The organism is Streptomyces sp. NPDC053560, assembly GCF_044544605.1.
Taxonomy (GTDB): Bacteria; Actinomycetota; Actinomycetes; order Streptomycetales; family Streptomycetaceae; genus Streptomyces.
Map to the genome: position 1 here is coordinate 419,077 of NZ_JBITXI010000003.1, position 23,109 is coordinate 442,185.

At 71.0% G+C, this 23,109-nt stretch carries 23 protein-coding genes and 2 pseudogenes; 11 read left to right on the plus strand and 14 right to left on the minus strand.

Annotated elements, in window-relative coordinates:
* Positions 1-157 precede the first annotated feature (157 nt).
* The 3 genes and pseudogenes from ACIGQF_RS08815 to ACIGQF_RS08825 form a co-directional block, all read right to left on the minus strand.
* On the minus strand, positions 158-1,660 hold the full coding sequence (locus tag ACIGQF_RS08815) for a SulP family inorganic anion transporter (protein WP_399707262.1): 1,503 nt from the start codon (positions 1,658-1,660) through the stop codon (positions 158-160).
* Positions 1,661-1,918: 258 nt separating this feature from the next.
* Complete coding sequence (locus ACIGQF_RS08820) at positions 1,919-2,818, minus strand: DUF2993 domain-containing protein (RefSeq protein WP_399707264.1); 900 nt, start codon at positions 2,816-2,818, stop codon at positions 1,919-1,921.
* Positions 2,819-3,033: 215 nt separating this feature from the next.
* Positions 3,034-3,267: pseudogene (locus ACIGQF_RS08825) on the minus strand (SDR family oxidoreductase); the annotation flags it as partial.
* A gap of 237 nt (positions 3,268-3,504) precedes the next feature.
* Between ACIGQF_RS08825 and ACIGQF_RS08830 the strand changes: the two are divergent.
* The gene (locus tag ACIGQF_RS08830; RefSeq protein WP_399707266.1) at positions 3,505-3,975 is read left to right on the plus strand and encodes a DUF3574 domain-containing protein; all 471 of its coding nucleotides are present in this window, start codon (positions 3,505-3,507) and stop codon (positions 3,973-3,975) included.
* Between the two features lie 192 nt (positions 3,976-4,167).
* Here ACIGQF_RS08830 and ACIGQF_RS08835 read toward each other — a convergent pair whose 3' ends face one another.
* Together ACIGQF_RS08835 and ACIGQF_RS08840 are read right to left on the minus strand one after the other, a co-directional pair.
* On the minus strand, positions 4,168-4,356 hold the full coding sequence (locus tag ACIGQF_RS08835) for an antitoxin (RefSeq protein WP_399707268.1): 189 nt from the start codon (positions 4,354-4,356) through the stop codon (positions 4,168-4,170).
* A 237-nt stretch (positions 4,357-4,593) separates the two neighbouring features.
* A complete protein-coding gene (locus ACIGQF_RS08840; protein WP_399707270.1) occupies positions 4,594-4,944 on the minus strand; it encodes a helix-turn-helix transcriptional regulator in 351 nt (116 codons plus the stop codon).
* Positions 4,945-5,072: 128 nt separating this feature from the next.
* On the opposite strand from ACIGQF_RS08840, the gene ACIGQF_RS08845 reads away from it, so the two are divergent.
* Together ACIGQF_RS08845 and ACIGQF_RS08850 are read left to right on the plus strand one after the other, a co-directional pair.
* Complete coding sequence (locus ACIGQF_RS08845; protein ID WP_399707272.1) at positions 5,073-5,897, plus strand: ANTAR domain-containing protein; 825 nt, start codon at positions 5,073-5,075, stop codon at positions 5,895-5,897.
* A 354-nt stretch (positions 5,898-6,251) separates the two neighbouring features.
* Positions 6,252-7,265 (plus strand): hypothetical protein, encoded by a 1,014-nt coding sequence (locus ACIGQF_RS08850; RefSeq protein ID WP_399707274.1) that lies wholly within the window; start codon positions 6,252-6,254, stop codon positions 7,263-7,265.
* Here the strand turns inward: ACIGQF_RS08850 and ACIGQF_RS08855 are convergent.
* The gene (locus tag ACIGQF_RS08855) at positions 7,207-7,860 is read right to left on the minus strand and encodes a DUF4232 domain-containing protein (protein ID WP_399707276.1); all 654 of its coding nucleotides are present in this window, start codon (positions 7,858-7,860) and stop codon (positions 7,207-7,209) included. The two genes, ACIGQF_RS08850 and ACIGQF_RS08855, sit on opposite strands and share 59 nt — an antisense overlap.
* Before the next feature lie 347 nt (positions 7,861-8,207).
* Between ACIGQF_RS08855 and ACIGQF_RS08860 the strand changes: the two genes are divergently transcribed.
* The 4 genes from ACIGQF_RS08860 (at position 8,208) to ACIGQF_RS08875 (ending at position 10,562) form a co-directional block, all read left to right on the plus strand.
* The gene (locus ACIGQF_RS08860) at positions 8,208-9,047 is read left to right on the plus strand and encodes an alpha/beta fold hydrolase (protein WP_399707278.1); all 840 of its coding nucleotides are present in this window, start codon (positions 8,208-8,210) and stop codon (positions 9,045-9,047) included.
* A gap of 151 nt (positions 9,048-9,198) precedes the next feature.
* Positions 9,199-9,369, plus strand: a complete 171-nt coding sequence (locus ACIGQF_RS08865) for a hypothetical protein (RefSeq protein ID WP_399707280.1) — start codon at positions 9,199-9,201, stop codon at positions 9,367-9,369.
* Between the two features lie 181 nt (positions 9,370-9,550).
* A complete protein-coding gene (locus tag ACIGQF_RS08870; RefSeq protein ID WP_399707281.1) occupies positions 9,551-10,033 on the plus strand; it encodes a helix-turn-helix transcriptional regulator in 483 nt (160 codons plus the stop codon).
* A gap of 115 nt (positions 10,034-10,148) precedes the next feature.
* Entirely contained in the window at positions 10,149-10,562 is a 414-nt protein-coding gene (locus tag ACIGQF_RS08875) for a hypothetical protein (RefSeq protein WP_399707282.1), read from the plus strand.
* 157 nt (positions 10,563-10,719) lie between these two features.
* Here the strand turns inward: ACIGQF_RS08875 and ACIGQF_RS08880 are convergent, their stop codons facing one another.
* Genes ACIGQF_RS08880 through ACIGQF_RS08890 form a run of 3 tightly spaced genes read right to left on the minus strand, consistent with a single transcriptional unit; the run spans position 10,720 to position 14,235 of the window.
* The gene (locus ACIGQF_RS08880; protein ID WP_399707284.1) at positions 10,720-11,112 is read right to left on the minus strand and encodes an SCO4225 family membrane protein; all 393 of its coding nucleotides are present in this window, start codon (positions 11,110-11,112) and stop codon (positions 10,720-10,722) included.
* Between the two features lie 34 nt (positions 11,113-11,146).
* Positions 11,147-11,830, minus strand: a complete 684-nt coding sequence (locus ACIGQF_RS08885; RefSeq protein WP_399707286.1) for a response regulator — start codon at positions 11,828-11,830, stop codon at positions 11,147-11,149.
* Entirely contained in the window at positions 11,827-14,235 is a 2,409-nt protein-coding gene (locus ACIGQF_RS08890) for a histidine kinase (RefSeq protein WP_399707288.1), read from the minus strand. The genes ACIGQF_RS08885 and ACIGQF_RS08890 overlap by 4 nt, the downstream gene beginning before the upstream one ends.
* A 264-nt stretch (positions 14,236-14,499) precedes the next feature.
* Between ACIGQF_RS08890 and ACIGQF_RS08895 the strand changes: the two genes are divergently transcribed.
* The 4 genes and pseudogenes from ACIGQF_RS08895 (at position 14,500) to ACIGQF_RS08910 (ending at position 17,108) form a co-directional block, all read left to right on the plus strand.
* Positions 14,500-15,189 carry a DJ-1/PfpI family protein gene (locus tag ACIGQF_RS08895; protein WP_399707290.1) on the plus strand — a complete coding sequence of 230 codons (690 nt, stop codon included), beginning with the start codon at positions 14,500-14,502 and terminating at the stop codon, positions 15,187-15,189.
* Positions 15,190-15,278: 89 nt separating this feature from the next.
* Positions 15,279-15,599 (plus strand): hypothetical protein, encoded by a 321-nt coding sequence (locus ACIGQF_RS08900; RefSeq protein ID WP_399707292.1) that lies wholly within the window; start codon positions 15,279-15,281, stop codon positions 15,597-15,599.
* 3 nt (positions 15,600-15,602) lie between these two features.
* Positions 15,603-16,063, plus strand: a pseudogene (locus ACIGQF_RS08905) (hypothetical protein).
* Positions 16,064-16,301: 238 nt separating this feature from the next.
* The gene (locus ACIGQF_RS08910; protein WP_399707294.1) at positions 16,302-17,108 is read left to right on the plus strand and encodes an STAS domain-containing protein; all 807 of its coding nucleotides are present in this window, start codon (positions 16,302-16,304) and stop codon (positions 17,106-17,108) included.
* 90 nt (positions 17,109-17,198) lie between these two features.
* Here the strand turns inward: ACIGQF_RS08910 and ACIGQF_RS08915 are convergent, their stop codons facing one another.
* The 5 genes from ACIGQF_RS08915 to ACIGQF_RS08935 all read right to left on the minus strand — a co-directional run bounded on the left by ACIGQF_RS08915 (position 17,199) and on the right by ACIGQF_RS08935 (position 22,840).
* Complete coding sequence (locus ACIGQF_RS08915) at positions 17,199-18,551, minus strand: MFS transporter (RefSeq protein ID WP_399707636.1); 1,353 nt, start codon at positions 18,549-18,551, stop codon at positions 17,199-17,201.
* 290 nt (positions 18,552-18,841) lie between these two features.
* The gene (locus tag ACIGQF_RS08920; RefSeq protein WP_399707296.1) at positions 18,842-19,231 is read right to left on the minus strand and encodes a hypothetical protein; all 390 of its coding nucleotides are present in this window, start codon (positions 19,229-19,231) and stop codon (positions 18,842-18,844) included.
* 165 nt (positions 19,232-19,396) lie between these two features.
* A complete protein-coding gene (locus tag ACIGQF_RS08925) occupies positions 19,397-20,479 on the minus strand; it encodes a tartrate dehydrogenase (RefSeq protein WP_399707298.1) in 1,083 nt (360 codons plus the stop codon).
* A 162-nt stretch (positions 20,480-20,641) separates the two neighbouring features.
* Positions 20,642-21,535: a LysR family transcriptional regulator gene (locus tag ACIGQF_RS08930; protein WP_399707300.1), complete on the minus strand. Its 894-nt coding sequence runs from the start codon at positions 21,533-21,535 to the stop codon at positions 20,642-20,644.
* A 138-nt stretch (positions 21,536-21,673) separates the two neighbouring features.
* Positions 21,674-22,840, minus strand: coding sequence for a cation:dicarboxylate symporter family transporter (locus ACIGQF_RS08935; RefSeq protein ID WP_399707302.1), 1,167 nt, complete (start codon positions 22,838-22,840; stop codon positions 21,674-21,676).
* Between the last annotated feature and the right edge of the window lie 269 nt (positions 22,841-23,109).

Below are 23,109 nucleotides of genomic sequence, written 5' to 3' on the forward strand. Positions count from 1 at the left end.
TTCGGGGCATTCGGGAATCAGGCGGACGTCCGGGTCTGCAGGCCGGACCCCTGCCAGGGTATGCCGGTTCGGACCAGGAGCGGGTGTGCCCGATGCGCTCCATGGCCAGCCACCAGCTGGTCATGGAGCGCACCCCCGCTACCGAAGAGCCCTCTCGTCAGTTCCCTGCTGCGAGTTCGCCGCTGAGCCGGCCGTGCAGGTGCGCGCTGGGGTCGTTCAGGCCGGTGATCTCGACCGTCTTGCCGCGCTGTGCGTACTTGGTCTCGATCGCGTCCAGCGCGGCGACGGACGAGGCGTCCCAGACGTGGGCGGCGGACAGGTCGATGATCACTCTGTCCGGGTCACCGGCGTAGTCGAACTGGCCGACGAGGTCGTTGGAAGAGGCGAAGAACAGTTCGCCGGTGACCCGGTAGACGGCGGTGCTGCCGTCGGGGTCGGTCACGGCGGTGACCTCGGCGAGGTGGGCGACCCGCTTGGCGAAGACGACCATCGCGGTGATCGAGCCGACGACGACGCCGATGGAGAGGTTGCTGGTCGCGACCACGACGACGACCGTGATGACCATGACGATGGTCTCGCCGGCCGGCATCCGCTTGAGCGTGGCGGGCTTGATGGAGTGCCAGTCGAAGGTGCCGATCGAGACCAGGACCATCACGGCGACCAGCGCGGCCATGGGGATCTCGGACACGATCGGCCCGAGGACGATGCAGAGGATCAGCAGGAAGAAGCCGGCGAGGAAGGTGGAGAGCCGGGTCCGCGCCCCGTTCTTGACGTTGATCATCGTCTGGCCGATCATCGCGCAGCCGCCCATGCCGCCGAAGAAGCCGGTGACGATGTTGGCGATGCCCTGGCCGACGGACTCGCGGGTCTTGTTGGAGCGGGTGTCGGTCAGCTCGTCCACCAGCTTCGCCGTCATCAGCGACTCCATCAGTCCGACCAGCGCCATCGCCAGGGCGTACGGGGCGATGACGGTCAGGGTGTGGAGGCTGAAGGGGACGTCGGGCAGTCCCGGGACGGGCAGGGACGACGGCAGCTTGCCCTTGTCGCCGACGGTGGGCACGGCGATGCCGGCCGCCACGGTGATCACGGTGAGGAGGGCGATGGAGACCAGCGGCGCGGGCACGGCCTTGGTGATCCGGGGGAAGCACACCATGAGCAGCAGGCCGGCCACCACCAGCGGGTAGACCGCCCACGGCACGTCGCGCAGGTTCGGGATCTGGGCGGTGAACAGCAGGATGCCCAGTGCGTTGACGAAGCCGACCATCACCGACCGCGGTACGAACCGCATCAGCTTGGCGACGCCCAGCGCGCCGAGGACGATCTGGAAGACACCGGCCAGGATGACGGTCGCGATCAGATGGCCGAGGCCGTGCTCGCGGGTGACCGGGGCCACCACCAGGGCCACGGCGCCGGTGGAGGCGGAGATCATCGCGGGCCGGCCGCCGACGAAGGCGATCACCATCGCCATGGTGCAGGCCGCGAACAGCCCCACCGTGGGATCCACTCCGGCGATCACCGAGAACGAGATCGCCTCCGGAATCAGCGCCAGGCCGACGACCAGGCCGGCCAGCACCTCGGTACGGAAGACCTTGGGCGAGGCCAGCCAGGCGGGGCGGCCGGCCGCCTGCAGCCGCCCGCGGGCGGAGGCGAGAGAAGACAACAACGCGGTACCTGTCATGCTCGGGCACGCGCGCTCGGCGGGCCGGGGCGGCGTGCGGAAGGGCGGGGCAGCCCGGACGGCACCCTTGCGGGTGACGTATGTGCGCGAGCCCCTGGCGGCCGACGCCGCACCATGCCCGGATCGTTCTTTCGGGGGCGACACCGGCCCCGAAACGGCAACGGAGAGCAGCAGCACGCACCGCTCTCCGGCCACAATTCTACCCGGGGCGGCTTCCGCCCCCACACCGCCGTACGACCGTCATGTGCCCAGGGGCACGTCCCTGCCGGTCAGCGTCGCCCGTATGCCCTCCTTCGTGACGGAGATGCCGCGCAGCCGGAGGTCGCCCGGCAGGTCGTCCGGCAGCTGGGCCGAGAACTCCATGTCCTTGGCGACCTTCGGCTCCCGCACCTTCTGCAGCCCGCGGATGAGCGACGGATCGATGCCGGCGGGTTCGAGGACCGAGGGATGTTCGGCGAGGGCGTCCAGCGCACGGCCCTTCATCAGCTGGTCCGGGAGGAGGCGCCGCCCGGTGGCCTGCTGGAGGTCGCGCTCGTCCATCTTGTCGGCAGCGGGCGTGGCCAGCTGCAGGCCGCCGCCCTCGCCCGGGGTGTACGTGAGCAGGCCGGGCACCACCACTCGTGCGTTCGCGACGGTCAGGGCCAGGCCGTGGTCCCCGGTGCGCCGCAGGTGTGCCCGCGCCCGGATCTCCGCCTGCTTGCCTGCCACCGGCAGATCGCCGTGGACCTGCACGCTGTTCTTCTGAGGGCCGGGTGCCAGCTGGACCTGCGAGGCGCCGACCTCACGGTTCAGGTCGTCGAAGTCGAGGAAGACGTCGCCTCGCACCCGGCTGAGGACCGCGCCCTTGACCGAGGTCGGGAGGCTGCCGACGATCCGTATGTCGTCCACCGTCCCCTTCACCTGGGCGACGGAGACCCGCCCGGCGGGTACGTCGGGCACGTTGACCTCGACGTGGTCGAGGCGCTTGGTGGCGAGCCGGCCGAGGAACGGGAAGCTGTCGATGTGCACCTCGGGCTCGGCACGCAGCTTCAGGGCCTCCTGCACCTTCTCCGCCGCCAGGTTCTCCGCGTAGAGCACGGCCCAGCGATCCCCCAGGGCCAGGAACGCGAGCACGACGGCAAGGGCGACGACCGTTTTCACGGTCCTCCGCACGATGCGACGGCCGCGGGACGGCCGGCCCCCGGCGGACGGAGGGGTCTCAGGAGGAGCCGCTGTATAGCTATCCGTGGTTTCCATCGGTGTTGTCCCGGTCTGTGGCGTCGCGTGTTCGGGAGATCCGTTCGAGGTCACCGCCACATGCGATCACAGGGCGGATGCGTTCGTCCAAGTCCCGTACGACTGCACGCAAGTCGGACTCATCCGGGGAGCATGGCGCGCCGTCCGGGGGCCGCGGAGGACTGCATGCTCATCCCGCCGTCCACGACGAGCACTTGGCCGGTGAGGTACCGGGATTCGTCGGAGGCGAGGAACACCATGGTGTGGCCGATGTCCTCGGGAGAGCCCAGGTACGGGAGGGCGTTGCCCCGCTTCAGCGCCTCGACGACGTCGTCGGGCAGATTGCTCTCCAAGGCGGGGGTCACTGAAGGACCGCGCCTCGCGGACACCGTCCCACCGTGCCGGCGCCTCGGGAGCGCGGAACCGCCGGGGCACGTCCAGCGGAGCCGTGTGGGCCGCGCGGACCGTTGGCCGGAACCATCCGGACGGGTATGCGATCCCTAGTGCCAGGTCACGGGGGCTGGGCACAATCGGCCGGGCCGGACGCGCCGACCGCATCCCCCAGCGCTCGCGGTCGTTGACCGGCCGAGTCCCCGACGAGAGGAAGCCCGTTGGCATCGCTGTCCCAGCCCCGTCTGCGCCTCGCGGTACTGGCAGTCTCCACCATTCTGCTCGGTACCGCCGCGACCGCCTCGGCCTCGGCCCCCGCGGTCACCTCCGCTCCCCCGGCCGGCGACCGGCCCGCGGGCGGCCGCCCGTACATCGAGACCAGCCTGTTCTTCGGTACCGCCCATCCGGACGGCAGCCCGCCCGTCACCGACAAGCAGTTCCAGGGCTTCGTGGACGAGTTCGTCACGCCGCGTTTCCCGGACGGGCTGACCGTTCAGGAAGGCGAAGGCCAGTACCGGGACGCGCACGGCACCATCGAGCGTGAGCGCTCCTACGAGCTGATCCTCTTCTACCCCACGGGCCAGGCGGGGCCCAGCGGCCGCAAGATCGAGGAGATCCGCTCCGCGTACGAGAAGAAGTTCGCCCAGGAGTCGGTGGCCCGCGTCGACGACCGCACGACGGTCGACTTCTGACCCGCCGGTCGACTTCTGCCCGGCGGTCGACTTCTGGCCCGGAAGCCGGACCGCTGCTGCCCCGGAGACCGGGCCGCGCCGGCGACCTGGCGCTCGGGCCGTACCGGTCCCTGCGGGCGCAGCCCGGCCCGGCATCCGCCGTTCGAGTGAGGAGGCGAACGGCGGATGCCGGGTCGGGCGCGCTCCGTGCGTCTACTGGGAGGAGTCCTGACCCCGGTCCCGGCCCATCTGGTCCTTCATCTTGTCCTGGGCGGTGTCGACGTGGCGGCTGTACTTGCCCTGGGTCCTCTCGTCGAGGAGGTCACCGCCCTTGTCGATGCCCCGTCCGGCTTGGTCCTCGTGGCCCTTCAGCATCTGCTTGAGCTTGTCGATCATCGACATTGTGGCCCTCCTTCGGTTTCCCGTCCCTTTCAGGGTCGTGGACCATCGCCCGGGCCGCATCTTCTGGCCCTGACCTGCGGGTCATCGACGGGAGCGAGCCGCCTGGAGGCCTGAGGAGCGCGTGGCGCGGAGCCGCGCGCGGGGGCGGGCCGCGTGAGGCGACCGGGTACGGACAGCGCGGCGCGCGGCGCGCCCCTGCGGACGGGGCGGCGCCGCGCGGTGCCGTGTTCACTTCGGTCAGGCAGTGGCGTGACGCCGTTCGCTGCCGTCGGGGGACGTGGTGCGGTCGGCTTCGTCCTCGACCAGCAAGGAGAGCAGAGCGGCCACCGTCAGACCGGATTCGGCCGGGTGGCGAAGTACCTTACTCGGGTCGATCTGGTACGTGTTGGCGCGCCCCTCCCGGGTGTGGGAGAGGTAACCATCCTGCTCGAGGTCGGCGATGATCTTCTGGACGGCGCGTTCGGTGAGCCGGCAGTGGGCCGCAATGTCACGGATACGAGCGTTGTGATTGTCGGCAATCGCTGCCAGCACCCGCGCATGGTTGGTGAGAAACGTCCATCCGGTGTGTGGCTCGGGCACTCCATCCATGCTCCAACTCTAGCGACTAGATATACACGCATTCAAAAGCACGTACTTGATTTCCGGTATTAGTTGACGTGCATGGTCCGCGAACGGCAGCCTGGGGGCGGCGGTAGGCACTATGAGGGAGAGAGGCCATGCCGGAGCCTGCGTACTCTGAGCAGCCCCTCATCGGGGAGAACACCGGCAGCCCGCATGGTCGCCACAAGCCCGCGGACACTCCGTCCTTCCCGGCGACGATCGACGTCGTGCCCGACGGCGACCGGATGACCGTGACGGTGCGCGGCGAGCTCGACCTCGATGGCTGCCAGCAGCTCCGGCCCGGCCTGAGCCGAGCCCTCAGCCGCTCGGTCAGCGGCCTCGACCTGGACCTGACCGGGGTGGACTTCTGCGACTGCTCCGGCCTCAACCTCCTGCTCGCCCTGCGCGAGCGCGCCCTGGACGACGGGAAGACGGTCGTCATCGGTGCCGCCGGCCCCGCGGTCGAGCGAGTGCTCCGCCTGGCCGGCTCCCGGAACCACTTCGCACCTCCTGCCCCTTTCACACCCCCCACCTCGAACGACAAGAACATGACTGAGCGCGCCGACCACGACGCAGACCCGCAGCAGAACACCGATCAGGACCTGCACACCCTGGTCGCCCAATTGCGGCGGGCGATGCAGACCCGGCCGACCATCGACCTGGCCCGCGGCATCCTGATGGCCTCCTTTCGCCTGAGCCCGGAGGCGGCCTGGGACGTACTGGTCACCGCCTCGCAGAACACCAACACCAAGCTGCACCGGCTGGCCGGGGACCTGGTGAGCACCATCCACGGCCCGGAGCTGCCCGAGTCGGTACGCGCACACCTCGCGGCCGCGGTCGCGAAGGCGAACGCCGAGGACCCGAACCCGCCGCCGGAACCAACACCTCCGGCCGCGTCCGCAACCGCATGCGGAGAGACCGGCTCCCTGTCCGACAGCTGACCCCCGAGGGGGCCGCCCAGCGTGACGCCGAGGTGGAACGGGTCGGCTCCCGGGTGACGCGGTGCGGCCGGGTGCGTCCAGGGCCCCGGCAGGTCGGCGGGGCCAGGGGTGAGGTAGGCCAGGTCCCGGAAGGCCCGGATGGCCGCCGCGGTGGTCACCAGGGCGTCCGGGCTGTGACCGCGCACGTCGCCGATGAGCAGGCGTGTTCCGTACGGGGTGTGGACGATGTCGTACAGGTCTCCGCCCGCCGAAGCGCCCGGTACGGGGCTGTGGTGCCGGGTGCATACGCTGACGCTGCCGAGCTGCGCGGACACCGGGCGCAGTGTCGCGTTCTGGGATGCGTAAGCCACTTCCATGGCCCGGGCCAGCGCAGCCTCGGTGGCCGTGTACCGGGCCGTTGTGTACGGCGTCGGCGGTTTCGAGCAGGAGGCGGCGCAGTGGGTCTGTGCCGGCGGCCCTCTCAGCAGTGGACAGGTGACCGCCCTGCTCGACCGTCTCGTGGACCAGTCCATCCTCCAGCGCACCGACACCCCCCGCGGGTCCCGCTTTTCGATGCTGGACACGATCCGCGAGTTCGGCCAGAACTGGCTGGCCCGGCTCGGCGAGGAACAGCAGCTGCGCGAGCGCCACCGGGACTACCACCGCTGGCTCGCCCAGGTAGGTGACCGCGAATGGTCCGGGCCCGATCAGGTTGCCGCGGTCGCCGATATCCAGCGCAAGGAGAGCGAGTTCCATGGCGACCTGTGGATGCGTGGCTATGCTCTCTCCTTCCTGGCCATGGCCGCACTGGCCAATGGCGATCCGGCAGCGGCCACGCGGCACGCCCGGGACGCCCTGGCCGCCAAGTGGCAGCTGCACGACGCTTTCGGGGCCGCGGTCGTTCTCGACACGCTGGCCACGTCCGTCGCCGCGTCGGCCCCGGAGCAAGCAGCCCAGCTGCTCGGCATTGCCGACCAGCTCTGGCGCTCCATCGGCCGGGGCCGGGCCGCAGTGAAGGAATTCCTGGCAGCCCGCCACGCCTGCGAACACCAGCTCCGCGAGACCCTCGGCGGCGCGCCGTACGAGACGGCCCACCGCAAGGGACTGGAGACCGGCATCGACGACGGCATCACCTACGCCCTGCACCTGGACCGAACCCACCGCACCGCTGCCTTCCCGCCGAGTGCCAGTCTGTGCAGGTCAGGTGGCTTTCCGCGCTGTTTGACGACCCCGGCACGACGACGTCGCCCCGCTGATCGGCGTGATCAGCGGGGCGAGCCGGCCGAGCGCCTCGGCGGCGCCCGGTCTCAGAATTCGGACAGTCTCGGGATCAGAAGTCGTACGGCTTCTCGGTGTTCCAGTTCAGTACGTCGGCGTCGGACCAGGTGAACTTCGACGGCGCGCCCTTGCTGTGGTGAGCCTTCAGCTCCACGGCCGGGCCGGTGTCACCGGTCTGGTCGCGCAGCGCGAGGGAGAGCTCCGAGGAGGTGTGGGTCTTGGCGCTGTCCGCGAAGAGGGCCACGGCCGAGTAGACCTTGCCGCCGGGACGCACCGTGATCCGTTCGCTGCCGCCCGGGGCGTCCTTCTTCGAGTGCGGCAGGACATTCGAGGTGTCCCCGAGCATGACGGACGGGTAGGAGGTGACCCAGCAGGCCTTGGAGCCGGTGTTCCGCGCCGTGACCAGCAGGTGCTCGCCCAGCTGCTTCGGGAAGCGGTGCAGCACGTCGTAGGACAGCTCGTTGCCACTGCACTGACGGGTGGCGGCGGTGTCCTTGGTGATCTGGTGGGCGGCCGGGACGGCGGTGTCGGTGGCGGAACGGGTGCCGACATCGGCGGAGCTCTTCGCGGTGTATGCCTCGGTGGCGGTCTTCTCCTTCGCGCCGGTGTCCTTGGCGCTGTCCGAACCGCCACAGGCGGTCACGCTCAGGGCCAGGGCGGCGGTGACGGCGGCCAGGCCTGCGACGCGGATTCGGTTGGTACGCATAGTGGGGTCCCCCGTGCAATGGTGTGCTGGTGATGGCGGTGGTCGAAGTGCTTGGGCGTGGGACGGGCTTCATGAAGCCTTCCCCGCTCTGAGAACCAGCTTGGCTCCGACCGCTGACGTTTCACTCACGCGAGGCTGTCGTTCCGCTAACGCGCCGGACGGAAGCGGTAACACCGTTTGACGGAGGCGGTAATACCGCTTGGCGGGGGCTGTGGCGCGCGAGGGTGCAGCCGCCTGCCGGAAGAGGCGAGCACGGGGTTCTGGGTAGTGTTTCTCGCGGGCACCGCGTCGTCGCCACGGGCCGATGGGGGCGGTGCGGCAGCAGCCGGAGATTCGAGGGGGAACCGATGACCGACTCGTCCAGTGACCGACACCCGGCGGCGCCCGCACCGGTGCACGTCACCGTATGGGGCGACGAGAACGCCGACCGCCCGCCCGCCGTCTTCGTGCACGGGATCCTGACCTGGGGCGACGACGACCGCTACGGCTTCGCGGCCCAGCGGCCCCTGGCCGGCCGGCATCGCCTGCTGCTGATGGACCGCAGAGGGTACGGGCGCAGTCCGGACATCGAGCGCAGCGACTGGGCGGTGGACGCCGAGGACGTCATCGGTCTGCTCGGGGCCGGCGGTACCGGTGCTCACCTGGTCGGGCATGCGTACGGCGGGGTCGGCGCACTGGCCGCCGCCGTACGCCGCCCCGACCTGGTCCGCTCGCTCACCCTGATCCAGCCGGGCGCCCTGCGTCCCGCCGAGCGCCACCCGGTCGTCGCCGAGGCGCTGACGCGCGCCCGGGCGGCCACCGCGGCGCTCCCCGCCGGCCTCACGCCCGAGGAGTTCCTGCGCGGCGCCACCGAGTCGGTCGGCATGGCGACACCCGAGGCGACACCGGCGCGGCTGCGCGCCGCCGCCGCCACGATGGCCGAACTCCCTTGCTGGGACGCGGACATCGCGCTCGGACCGCTGGCCGAGGCGGCGTTCCCGAAGCTGCTGGTCTCCGGCGACTGGGAGGGGGCACCCGAGCAGTACCGCAAGTACGCCGGCGAACCGCTGATCGCCTGCGCCGCGTACCTCGCCGAAGCCCTCGCGGCCGACCACCTGGTCGTACCCGGCTACTACCCGCACACCCAACAGCCGGAGCGCGTGAACACCGCGCTGCAGGAGCTGTGGGACCGGGCCGAGCGGACGTGACCGGCGAAACGGGACGGCACACTTGAAGCTCGTATGACCGGCGGACCATTTTTCAGACGTACACCAGACATCTACTCCTCTTCCTTGGATTTCCGGCTGTCACGGATTCCGGTCGGCAACAGCCCGCCGACCGCCCGGCCTTGGGGGGAACGTGGGAAAGGTCCTCGACAGCACGGCATTCGCGGCACGGTACGCGCTCGCCACGTGGGCGGAGGTCACCCGGACCACCGTGACGCCGACGACCTTCCGGCTGGTCGACGTCGAGGTGTTCAGCGGCTGGTTCAAGGCGCTCGTGCCCGTTCGACTCCTGCGCGGACGGTGAGGCGCTCCTCATACAGTTCCCGCGCGAGCTGCTCCCCCTGCGCGCCGACCATCTCGTCCCACTCATCGCGTCCCCGCTCCCGGGCGACAAGGGGTTCGGCCGGCTGCTGGCGGACTTCCTGGTCCGTCTGGCGGAGGACAGCGCCGACTACACACCGCAGGACACGGCCCGGCTCGGCGCCGTGGGGCTCGACCTGGCGACCGCGTTCCTCGCGCACCACACGGACCGCGAACGCGACGTGCCGCCGTCCTGCCGGCAACGCGCCCTCTATCTCCGCATCACCTCCTTCGTCCAGCACCGGCTGGGCGGCCCCGACCTCGCCGCGAGCGACATCGCGGCGGCCCACCACATCTCGGTCCGCTCCCTGCACCGGCTGTTCCAGCAACACGGGACGAGCATCCGTACCTGGATACGCGGCCAGCGCCTGGAGCGCTGCCGGCGTGATCCGGCCGACCCGCTGAAGCGGCACGTCCCGATCCAGGCCGTGGCGGCCCGCTGGGGATTCCCCCGCCCCGCGGACTTCACCCGCGCCTTCCGCACGCACTACGGCACCACGCCCAGCGACTACCGGAACCGCGCGCACCACCGCGGCGGTACCGAGCCCGGCCCACCGGGCCGAGGCGAACGTGGCACACCCGGCCAAGGCCCTGGCGCGCAGAGCTAAGGCGCCGGAGGCGGCGACCGGCGAAGCTGTTCCTCGCGTGCATGACATGCCACGGCATCCGGCACGCGGGAGAACACTCGATCACACGGAACTCACAGGGGGAATTCCCGTGCGAATGCGCACTCGTATCGCTCCGTTCGCGATGACCGCCGTACTGCTCGGAGGGGTGGCTGCCGCGGCGACGACCGGCCCGGCAAGCGCCTCGGAGCCGAAGGCGAACGCGGCGATCCAGTCCTGCTACGGCACCGCGAAGAACCACACCAGCACGCCGGGCAGCGGGAGCCGCAACGCGCACTGGCCCGCCACGGGCACGTACGCGCACACGACCAAGAACTGCGCCGACATCAACCTGAAGGTCAAGGCCACCCGCCAGGTCACGACCTGCTTCAAGGCGACCGGCAGGCGCAACGGCTGGAAGACGGCCACGGCGGGCAAGTGGATGCAGGTTGCCACGGACGTGAAGGACGGCTCCGGCTTCTACATCCAGTTCAAGGGGACGGCCCGCGGCGCCGGACAGATCGCCTACTGAAAACATGCGGAGGGCCCGCACTCTGCGGGCCCTCCGGGGTATCCGTGGGGGACGGATAGTTGATCGTGTCGTACCCGTCCGCGGGGCGGTGATGCGCCGGCGGTGGTGTCAGGTGGTCATGGTGGGCGATGTCCACCCGGTTGGCGCAGCCTGTGGCTCAGCCGTTGCGGCCCTGGCGCAGGGCGCGGGCACACCAGCCGATGATCACGGCGTTCACCAGCGCACCGACGATGACGGGGAGGAAGAACATCGAGAAATGGTCGGGCAGCGCGAGCATCACCAGGCTCACCGGTGCGGTGGCGATCGTCGGCACCACTCCGGCGAAGGACGCGTCGGGGTTGTCGCCGTAGCTCACCACGATGGCCCACACGAGCAGGGCCGCGCACACGGCGAGGTAGAGGCGGGCGACGAGGCTGCCCAGCGCCTGGCGTACGGTCCGCAGGACGGGGTGGGTGGCCACGGGGTCGTTCATGGGGTCGGTGTGCTCCTTGTGCGCGGTGTTCATGGTGTGGGAGTTCGCGGTGTTGGTGTGCACGATGTTGCCGTTCATGGCTTCGGTGTTCCCCTGTAAGTGATGGTGAGCGTCAGGGATGCGTTCCCGGTGGGATCGCACGGACGAGACCCAGGTCGTACGCGAGGATCGTCGCCTGCACCCGGTCGCGTACCTGGAGCTTGCGCAGCAGTGCGTTCACGTGCGACTTGACGGTGCCGACGGTGATGTCGAGTTCGGTGGCGATCTCGGCGTTGTTCAGGCCCGAGGCGACCAGGGTGAGGACGCGGCGCTCGCGCGCGGTCAGCTGCGCCAGGACGCCCGTGTCGTGCCCGGCCCGTGGCCCGGTGGGAGGCCCTGACGCGTAGTGCCCGATGAGCCGGCGGGTGGCGGAAGGGGCGAGGACGCTCTCCCCGCCGGCCACGACGCGGATACCCTGCAGCAGTTCGGCCGCCTGCACGTCCTTGAGGAGGAAGCCGGAGGCCCCGGCGCGCAGTGCGTCGAAGACGTAGGCGTCGAGATCGAAGGTGGTCAGTACGAGGACGCGCGGCGGGTTGTCGCGCCCGGTGAGGATCCGGGTGGCGGTGATGCCGTCGAGGCCGGGCATCCGTACGTCCATGACGACCACGTCCGGCGTGAGCTGTTCGGCGAGGCTCACCGCGGCGGCGCCGTCCCCGGCCTCTCCGACCACGGTCATGTCCTCCTCGGCGTCGATGACGGCGGCGAAGCCCGCCCGGACCACCGCCTGGTCGTCGACGACCAGCACGTCGATGGTCATCGGGATACCTCCTGGTCTCCGGTTACGGCTTTGCCCTCCACGGTTCCGCGTCTGCCGTCTTCGGTTACGTCCTCGTCGTCCGGGGTGGTGGTCAAGGGCAGTCGCAGCACGACCGTGCCCGGGCGTTCGGTGGTCAGGGTGCCGCCGAGGGCGGCGGCCCGCGTCGCCAGCCGGTGCCGCGCGGCGCCGCGGACGGCGCCGGACACGCCGGTCGCCGTGAGGATCAGGGCGTCGTCATCGGCGTCGAGGACGAGCGCGGTGGGTTCGCCCCCACCCGCCTCCAGAACGCCTGCCTCCGGCCCGCCCGCCCCCAGAACGGTCTCGGCGGCACGGTAGGCCGCGATGTCCACCGCTGCCGGCAGCCGCGCCGGCACCCGGTCGCCGATCCGTACCTCCACCCGGCGGCCGGTGGCCCGGCACTGGTCGACGAGGAGGTCGAGGGCCTGGAGCGTGGGCTGCGGCCGGAGTTCGGCGTGCTGCTCCCCGCCCCGGACCGTGTCGAGCAGGGCCCGCATGGCGGCCAGGGCCTCGCGGGCCCGCTCCGCGGTCGCGGCCGGCCGCCCCGCTTCCGCCTCCGCGACCACCTCGGCGGTGCGTGCCAGCACGGTGGTCTCCAGCCCGGTGGTGATACGGCGGCGTTCGGCCCATGCGTCGCGTACGGCCTCCTCGGTCCACTCGGCGAGACGCTGCTCGTGGGTGTCTCGGGCGGCTCGTCGGCGCGTGCCGTACCGGGTGCCGGCAGCCCAGGCGGCGGCCGGCACCACAACGGTGGCGGCCCCGGCGGCCGCCCAGGCGGGCGTGGTACCGCCGCGCGCGAGTACGGCGGCGATCATCGCGGCCGTGTGTACGGCAGCGGTCACGACCGGTACCGCGAAGCGCCGCATTCCCGCACTCGGGTCGGGTTCCTCGCCCGACGCAACGTCAGCTGCCGCCAGGGCGAGTGCCACGCAGGTAGCGATCATGCTCAGTGCGGGCGGTACGACCGCCGGCCCCGCGTACCCGCCCACGGCCATCGCCGCCGGCCACAGCCCGGCGAGGACCAGCAGCACGCCCCACGCGGCGCGCGGCGCCCGCCGCAGCCACAGCAACGTGACCGCCTGAGCCGCGGCGAGCAGTGCGAAGAGCGCGCCGGCGGAGACGCCGGGCCCGGCAGGCGTCGTGCTCTCCCGGATGACGAGGAACGGCAGCAGCGGCTGGAAACACAGGCCGGCGGCCGCGACGAACTGCGCGAGGCGGTACGTCCGCGGCACCGACGGCACCGGTGACGTCCCGCTCCCCTCCGGCAGGACCGCCCGTACCTCCCACCCGCCGTCCGGAGTCGGCCCGCTGGTGAGCGTGCCGCCCGCCTCCCGCGCCCGGCCGCGAAGGAAGTTCTGGCCGCGCCCGCCGCCGAGGCCCTTGCCCTGTGCAGTGGCGGGGCCGATGGCTTCCGGCGGCGCGTTGCGCACCACGATCTCCGTCCGCGCAGCGTCGTGCGTGCAGCGCACGGTGGTGGGGGCGCCCGAGGCGTGGCGCACCACGTTGGTCAGCGCTTCGCGGACGATGCCGTACACGGTGTCGCCGCGGGAGCCGTCGGGCAGTGCCTCGATGTCGCAGGTCACCGGCTGGCCGAGGGCGCGGAAGCCGGCCACCAGTTCCCGCAGTCGCTCCTCCGGCGCCGGGCCGTCCTGCGGTGCCAGGGCCGGGGTGCGCACCGCACTCAGCGCCCGCGTCACCTCGCGGCCGGTCTCGGCGGCGAACTCCACTGCCTGGGCGGTCAGTTCGGGACGGCGGTCGCGCAGTCCGAGCGCCGCCTCCACCGTCACCACGACGGCCGTCAGGTGGTGGGCGCTGACGTCGTGCAACTCCCGCTCCATGCGGCCGCGCTCGGCTGCGGGGAGCCGGTGTCGCTCGGCCTCCGCCCGGTGCAGACGCCGCTCCGCGGCCTGCCGCGCGGACCGCAGCCGCCGCGCGTACAGGCCCGTGCAGGTGGCCGTCGCGTAGAGCAGCGCGGTGAGTACGAGATCGAGCCCGTCGCCGCCACCGCCGATCCCGTGCAGGGTGAGGCCGTGCACGAGCTGCCAGAGCGCGAGCGTCACGACACACAGCAGTGCGGTGGTGGTGTCCCGCTCGGTGGCCACCGCGAACAGAGCCAGTGCGACACCGGCGGTGCCGTACACGGCCACCGCGCCGGCGGGCAACGGCCCAGCGGTGAGCGCGCAGGCGGCGACGGCCAGGACGAGGACGGGCACCGGGCGCCTACGGCGGGCCGTGAGCGCGACGGTCACCAGCCCGCCCACGAGGACGGCCGCGAGGGACTCCGCAGCCGTCGGCGTGGCCCCGCGCACCAGCGCGGCACCGGGCCACACCACCGCCTGGGCACCGAGCAGCAGGACCGGAAGCAGCCGGTCATCGGTTCGTTTCATGATGTGCCCAGGCTATGGTCGCGTGCGGCCCGTCAGCATCAGGCCGCAGGGCGATCGCGGTCTCTAACCAGGGATAGAGACCGCGCCGCGACATCCACCCTCGGGGCGGCCCGAAGGCAAGGCGGGTGGCGTTGTCCCGGGGAAACCGGGTGGCACTTTCCCGGGGAAAGGTGTCACTCATGCCACTGGGAGACGGATCGGCTGCTGGATAGCTTCGGACGCGTTCCCGGAAAGTGCCGGGATTCACGTACCGAAGGACCCCGCATGCACGCTCAGATCGTCCTCTTCGACGGCTTCGATCCGCTCGATGTCATCGCGCCCTACGAGGTGCTGTACGCCGGTGGTACCGCTTCCGGCGGCGGGGTGAGCGTGGAGTTGGTCTCCGCCGAAGGGCCGCGCGAGGTGGTCAGCGGCACCGGCGGGCTGACGCTGCGCGCCGCCGCCGCCCTCGACCCCGCGCGAGCGGGCCTGATCCTGGTACCCGGTGCCTCGGGCCGTGTCGGCAAGCCCGGCGAGGCCCCGGAGCAGGACGCCGGGACCGGGGAATGGCGGCAGGACGAACTCATCCCCGTACTGCTGGGCCGCACGCTGACCACCGAGCTGCCCACGCTGTTGCGGGAGGCGATGGAGAACCCGGAGGTGACGGTCGGCGCGGTGTGCGGCGGCTCGCTCGTACTGGCCATGGCCGGCCTGCTAGAAGGCCGCCATGCCACGTCGCACCACATGGGCCTGGACCTGCTCGACGCCACCGGTGTCCACGCGGTGCGGGCCCGCGTCGTCGACGACGGCGACCTGGTCACCGGTGCGGGCGTCACCTCCGGACTCGACCTGGGCCTGTACCTCCTGGAACGGGAGGTGGGCCCGCGGATCGCGCACGCCGTCGAAGTACTCTTCGCACACGAACGCCGCGGCACCGTATGGCGCGCTCGGGGCCCGGTGCCTGCCGGCTTCTGACCGCCGGGACCCACCGCACATTCCCGCAACACCCCCTGTCGCTCACAGTCTCACCACTCCCCCATCGCACCGTAAGGAACCACTGCAGCATGTCCGTCGAAGGCATCTGGGACCTGTCCGTCGCCACCCCCATCGGCAAGGTCAAGGCCGAGGTCGAACTCCGCCGGGAAGGCGGTGTGCTGACCGGCACCGCGCGCGGCGCGGGAGAGGGGGTCCCCCTCAGCGACGTCGTCCTCGACGGCGACCGGCTCACCTGGAAGCAGGCCGTCACCAAGCCCATGCGGCTCAACCTGGCCTTCGCCGTCACCGTCGACGGCGACACCCTGTCGGGGACCTCCCGGGCCGGGCGCCTCCCGGCCTCGAAGGTCACCGGTGAGCGCCGCGCCGCCCGGGCGGAGACGGGGCGCTGACCGGTGGCCACACTCTTCCTCTCCCTGCACGTGCTGGCCGCCGTGGCGGCCGTCGGACCGGTCACCGTCGCCGCGAGCATGTTCCCCAACGCCCTGCGGCGCGCCCACAGCGAACCGGGTGACCATGAGTCGCTCACGACCCTGCGGATGCTGCACCGCACCTGCCGCGTCTATGCGGCCGCCGGCATCGCGGTACCGGTCTTCGGGTTCGCGACGGCCGGCAGCCTGGCGTCCTCGGCAGCGGTTGGCTGATCGCCTCGATCCTCCTGACCGCGGCGGCGGCCGCGGTCCTGGCGCTGCTCATCCTGCCCGCCCAGGGCACCGCCCTCAGCGCGGCACAGGCTTCCGGCCCCGCCCCGGGGTCCCCGAGGCGCCTCGCCATGCTGAGCGGCATCTTCAGCCTGCTCCGGGCGGTGGTCACCGTCCTGATGATCACTCGGCCCGGCTCCACCACGGGAGTATGACCGTTCGCCAACGGCTACCACGCATCGCGGCACACACCGCGCGCGGAGGCGCAAGTGCCGGAGTCCACTGCGATCGCCGCGAATCCGCTCACTCCGGCACATCGTCCGAATTCGCTCCGGCGCCCCCGGGACGCGCTCCTCCCGAAGCTAGGCTGAGCCGGACGGCCCCGCGTACACCACGCGACCTCCTCTCCGTAGCGACCGCGCAGAGCAAGCGATCGCGGTCAGGCAGGTGCACATGTTTTGGTCCGAGCCGGCGCACCACGCGCGCTTCAGCATCACCATGTCCACCGAGCGGACCCTCATCCGCATCGCGGGCGAACTGGACAGACCTTCGGTGGCGGCACTGATCCACCGGCTGCCGGGCCCGGAGGAGTGCGCCGCACAGGTCGTACTGGATCTGAGCCGGGTGACGTTCTGCGGGCTGGCCGGGGTGGACCTGCTGCTGGAGCTGTACTACCGCGCGATGGACGCGTCCCGCCAATTGGTGCTGCAGGCGGCGAACAGCAGCGTACTGCGCACCGTCCGGCTCAGCCGGGACCCGATGGCCGCACAGATCGTACGGGCCTGTGCTGCCGGGCACCGGCTGAACCACCACCCCGACCACGCAGTCCTGGTCGGGGCGCTGGCACTCGCCCTACGGATCACCGAGACCCCACGGGGCAACACCCAGGCGTGCGACAACGGGAGCGGCACACTGCGCATCGTCGGGCAGCGTGGCTTCGCCCGCCCCTTCCTCAGCTTCTTCGAATCGGTGTCCGACCGCGAAAGCGCCTGCGGCGTGGCCGCCCAGGACCGTTCTCCTGTCTACGTCGAGGAGATCTCCAACTCGCCCCTCTTCGCGGGCACGGCCGCCGTCGACGTGCTCGACGAGGTACCCGTCGGCGCCGTGGCCTCGCTACCGGTCCTGGGACCGGCCAATAACCTCGTCGGGGTCATCTCCCTCCACCACTCCGGGCCCAGCCACTGGCCGCACGAGCAACGCCGCATGCTCGCCTCCCTGGCCCGCTCGGCAGGCCGGCTCTGCTCACGCTCCGGGGCCTGAGCCTCGCCGCGCGGCCGTAGAGGACTTGACCGGCCCCGGGGGGGTGCGCCGTCCCGCCTGCCGAGACGGCGCACCCCCGCGGGACGAAACTCACCCGGCCTGTACCTGCGGGTCGGCTGCGGCAGCGGGCGCGGGCATGCGCCAGGCCACGACCGCAGCTGTCGCGAGCCCCACGGCGGCCAGCAGCGCGGCGACCAGGAATGGATCGAAGGGGTGCAGGGCGGGGGCGAACCCGGCCCCGACGCAGACCGCCACCCCGGTCGCACCGCCCAACTGGTCAGCCGCGCGCTGGACTCCCGAGGCGGTCCCGGCGTCGTCCTCGGTGACGCCGCTGACCGCAAGGTACTGGAGCCCCACGATGCCGAACCCCAACCCGGCCGCGATCAGGAGCATGGGCGGGATCATCGCCATGCCGTCTGCCCGCAGGGCCGAGAGGAGCGCGATCGAGGCCATCGCGGCCGCGGTGAACCCGATGCCGGCAAGCACGCAGGAACGTGCTCCCCACCGGCCCAGCAGCCGGGGCACGAGCATGGAGAACACGATCAGTGAGACCGCCAGCGGCAACATCGTCACACCCGCACCGAGCGGGCCGACGCCCAACCGGCTCTGCAGGTAGAAGGTGAACAACAGAAACGAGGTCGACAGCGCCCCGCTCAGCAGCATCGTGGCCAGATTGGCCGCCACACGCGTGCGGTTGGTGAAGAAGCGCAGTGGCAGCAGCGGGTTGCGCGAGCGTGCTTCGACCCGTACGAACCAGACTCCGGCGGCCACCGCCCCGGCCAGCGCCCCTGGGGTCACCCATGCGGGCGTTCCGGGTTCACCGGCCTCGACCACACAGAAGATGAACAGCAGCGGGCAGGCGGTCAGCAGCAGCGCGCCGGGAAGGTCCAGCGGCGCGGCGTCCTTGACCGCGGGCCGGTCGCTCTTGACCAGGAAAACAGCCGCCGGCAGCACGATCAGGACGAACGGCACCGAGACCAGGAAGATCCACCGCCAGCCCAGGTGGGCGGTGATGATTCCGGACAGGGCGAAGCCGACCACGAGACCGCAACTGGCCACCGCCGCCCACACGCTCAGGGCCCGGGACCGGATCGGACCTTCGGGGAACGACAGGACGATGGTGGCCATCGCAGCGGGCAGCGCGATGGCCTCACCTGCGCCCTGCAGCAGGCGCGCGGCCACCAGCAGGGCAAACGTGGGGGTCAGACCCGCCAGCAGAGACGCGATGCCGAACAGGCCGGTGCCGAGCAGCAGCGCACGCCGCCGGCCGAGCAGGTCGCCGAGCCGGCCACCGAGCATCAGCAGCCCGCCACCGGTGACCGTGTACCCGACCACGACCCAGGTCAGAGCACGCCCGTCCACGTCGAAATCGGCGCCGATCGAGGGCAGGGCAATGTTGACCACGGTCACATCGACCGCGATGAAGAACTGCAGCATGGACATCGCGCACAGCACCAGCCATGCGCGCGCCGGGGGCGGGCCGTGCCCGCGAGAAGAAGGGATGCCTGGGAACATCAGGTGCTCCGTCGCTCAGAAGAATTTCTGAGCAGCACGAACGTGCCGCTCCGGACTGATCACGAAGCGACTGGACGTTCAGGAGAGGTGTGCGTCGAACGCCCCGCCGCTAGCGGGACGTCCTGGTCACCGCGGCACAAGCGGCCGCGCACGAAGCAGCAGACATGGCGTGCACGCTACCAGGGAGGAGCCCCTGGGTCAGGCCTCCGCCTGACGTCTCACATCGTCACTCGTAGCTTGCCGAGTTGGGTGGCGAGGCCGGCCAAGCCATCGGCGTACAGGTCGAACCGGTCCGAGGGGGGCGGAGTCGGCCTCCCCGCCGTCGATTTCCCCGGCGCCACCTCCCTGATCCCGATGCCCGCGGCGTCGGCGACGCGTTGCGCGGCTTCCCTGTCGAGCGTGTCGGTGGTGACGAAAGGCCGCTCGCCGTCGACGATGCGACGCTGCTCGCGCTCGACGTGCCGCTGCCACAACGACAGCAGTCGCTCGGTCCCGGCGTCGTCGAGAGACCGGTCGAGCGCACGCATGCCCGCGCGAAGACCGGCGGGTTCGTAGACGAGCGTGCCGAGCACGTCGAACACAACGGCATCGATCTCCAGCTCTGGCATGGCCAGGCCTCCCGGAGCAGCAGCGGCCTGGGCAGCGGTCCCCCTCCTCGCCCACATGGCCGACACGGATCGCGTCGACTGCGCACGGGCAAGGGCGTGGGTGGCCGTCAACCAAACGTAACGAGATCGAGTAAGTGACATAAGCGCCTTTCAGTGCTTACTTTGCTAGTCGGCCAGGTGGTCGATGAGGGCCTTGGTGACGTCTTCGGTGGTGGCGGTGCCGCCGACGTCGCGGGTGAGGATGCCGGCAGCGGTGGTGGCCCGGATCGCCTTGTTCAGGCGGGCGGCCTGGTCGGGCAGGCCGAAGTGATCGAGCATGAGGGCGGCGCTGCCGACGGCTCCGATGGGGTTGGCGAGGCCCTGCCCGGCGATGTCCGGCGCCGAGCCGTGGACGGGCTCGAACATGCTGGGGAACCGGCGTTCGGGGTTGAGGTTCGCGCTCGCGGCGAGGCCGAGGCTGCCGGCGAGGGCGCTGCCGAGGTCGGAGAGGATGTCGGCGTTGAGGTTGGAGGCGACAACGACGGACAGGTCTTCGGGCTTGAGGACGAACTTCGCCGACATCGCGTCGACGAGCACGCTTTCGGTCTCCACGTCCGGGTAGTCGGCGGCGACGCGCTGGAACACATCGTCCCAGAGGACCATGCCGTACTGCTGGGCGTTGCTCTTGGTGACGCTGGACACCTTCCGCCGGTCGCGGGTGCGCGCGAGGTCGAACGCGAAGCGCATGATGCGCTCGCAGCCCACCTCGGTGAACAGGGCGGACTGTACGGCGACTTCACCTCCCGTACCGCGTGCGGAGAGGTTGCGGCCGCCGAGCCCCGCGTACTCGCCCTCGCTGTTCTCGCGTACGACCACCCAGTCCAGTTCGGTGTCGTCGGCCTTGCGCAGGGGGCTCTGGACGCCGGGCAGGAAGTGCACCGGGCGGACGTTGGCCCACTGGTCGAAGGACTGGCAGATCTTCAGGCGCAGCCCCCACAGACTGATGTGGTCGGGAACGGTGGGCCAGCCGACCGCGCCGAAGTAAATGGCGTCGAAGTCCTTGAGCCGGTCGAGGCCGTCGTCATCGATCATCTTGCCTGTCCTGGCGTAGTGGCCGCAGCCCCAGGGGAATTCCTCCCAGTCGAAGGCGAAGGCGCCGTGGGAGACCTCGGCCAGAGCATCCAGTACGGCCCGGCCGGCGGTCACCACCTCGGCGCCCACGCCGTCGGCGGGGATGGCGGCGATACGGAAGGTACGGGGCTGCGGCATGTGGGGCCTCCTGGTCCGGCCGGGCGGGGTCCTTCTCGCTCCCGAGCACGTGAGAACGAGTCAGCACGCACGAGTCAACACAGAGGGGTGGTAAACCGTCCAAGACGTGCTTCCGATGCGTCGTATAGGCACGACCGATCGGTTCGCACCGCGCGCACGGCGTCAGCAGTCGCGGCGGTGGGTGTAGGAGTCCGTCAGCCGGCGGAAGGAGCGTGCCGCGGGGGTGAGGTGGGCCGGCAGGCTGATCATGGTGACGTGGAGGCGGGTGGTGCTCTCGACCGGTGCGACGACCGCTCCGCAGCGGCGCGCCAGCCGCGTCCACGACGACGGCAGCACGGCGGCGCCGACGCCGGTCAGGACCAGGGGAAGGATCGAGGTCCGGTGGTCGACGACCGTGACGATCTCGGTGCCGGTGCCTGCCGCGGTGACCTCGTCGACGATGGTGCGCATCAGGCTGCCGGGCCGGGAAGCGATGAGTTTGTGCCCGGCGAGGTCGCACGGGCGGACCGGCACGTCGTCCTGGAGCGTTCCGTCCGGCGCGGCCACGACGACGAACGGCTGCTCCTCGATGGGCAGGACGTCCGCACCGGCCGCCGTCAGCGGTTCGGCCGATCCCAGCAGACCGAGTTCGCAGGCACCGGTGCGGACCAGGGACACGACGTCTTCAGGGGTGAAGGCGGCCTGCGTACTCACCGTCACGCCCGGATGCAGCTCGGCGAAGCGGTGGATGAGGGTGGTCAGCGGCTCGATGCCCGGGGAAGGCATGGACGCCACCTCCACGGTGCCACGGCGCACACCGGACAGCGAGGCGGCGGTGTCCCGTACGGCCGCCATGTCGCGCATGACCCTGCGGCTGGGGCCCAGCAGCTCCGCGCCCGCCTCGCTGAGGACGACGCCGCGGCCCACCCGGTGGAAGAGCGCGACCCCGAGGTCCGCCTCCAGGTTGGCCATGGACTGGGAGAGCGACGGCTGGGCCACGTGCAACGCCGCGGCGGCCTTGCTGAATCCGCCGTGCTCGACGATGGCGAGGAAGTATTCGAGCTGCCTGGCGTCCATGAGCCTCTCCCCCGCCACCACCGGAAACGCGTTCGACAGGCGCAGCCTATCGATCCGCCACCGGCCGGCCCGGCGGGCTGTGCACCGTAACGGGATCCTGATGAGGGGCCCCGTCTTCTTCAACCTCGCGCACCGCCACTACGGTTCACCGCCTGCCACCTCGGCTTCGCGCCCGGCCACCCCCGCCGCGCCCTTCGACGTCAGCAGCATCACCGCGAGCAGGCCCAGTTGCTGGCCTGCGGAGAGCGGTGTGTCCGTGGCCTGCGCGATGTACAGCGTGGCAAGCGAGAGGTAGATGGCCGCGCCGTCCAGGTTGAAGCTGTAGCCGGTCGGTACGACGAGCCCGACCGTGGACCGTTCCACGCCCAGGAACTGCAGCTTGCGCATCAGGCCGGGCAGCGCGGGCTCGGCCGTCGAGGTGCCCAGGACGAGGAAGAACTCCTCCTTGAAGTAGCGGAACAGCTGGAAGACGTTCAGCTTCACGAAGGCGGCGAGGACCGTGCCCAGCACCACGACGACGAAGACGACCGAGGTGACGTAGAACAACAGGATCAGCGAGCCGAGGCTGGTCAGGGTGGAGAGCCCGAACCTCCCGATGGCGTACGCCATCGCGCCGAACGCGCCCAGCGGAGCGGCCTTCATGACGAAGGCCAGTACCTTGAAGACCACTTCGGTCAGCCGGTTCACACTCGCGATGACGGGCTCGCCCACCTTGCCGACGCTCTTGAGCGCGATGCCGAAGAGCACGGCGAGGAAGATGACCTGCAGGATGTCGCCCTCGACGAAGGCGCCGAAGAAACTGTGCGGCACCAGGCCGGTCAGGAACTCCCACCAGTGCTGATGCTCACCGCTCTTGATGTACTCGCCGGCCTCGCCCGACGCGTCGAGTGCGGACGGGTCGGCGTGTACCCCGTCGCCGAGCCGGAAGAGGTTGATGGCGACCAGGCCCGTCAGCAGTGCGGCGATCGTGCCCACCTGGAAGTAGGTGAGGGCCTTGAGGCCGGTCAGGCCGACCTTCTTCAGATCCGCGACGCCCGCGACACCGCCGATGACGGTCAGGAAGACGATCGGCCCGATCAGCATCTTCATCGCCGCGAGGAAGGTGGTGCCGATCGGCTCCATCGACATGGCGAGGTCCGGCCACCGCCGTCCCAGGAGGATGCCGAGGACGATGGCCGCCAGCACCTGTACGTACAGCTGCCGCCACCACGGTTTCGCCCGCGTACCGCCGCCCGCCGGTGCCGGTGTCGATGCCGGTGCTGATGGTGATGCCGATGCCGATGCCGATGCTGGGGTGTGCGTCATTGCGACCTCCTCCAGGCGTGTACCGGTCCGGCCCGGCGGTGCACGCACACCGCCGCACGGCAGCGCGGTCCCCGCATACCGCCGCGCGGCAGCGACGCGTGTGGCCCTGACCCACGTGACGCCGAGCCCGACCGGCGCCACGCAAACTGGCAGCGACAGTGAACCCGGCCACTCGACACGAGGTCCACGACCAAAAATCGATGCCCTGTATAGGTCACACCTATCGGACCGGGGCCGGACGGCGCGGTACGGGCGCCACCGCGCCGCCC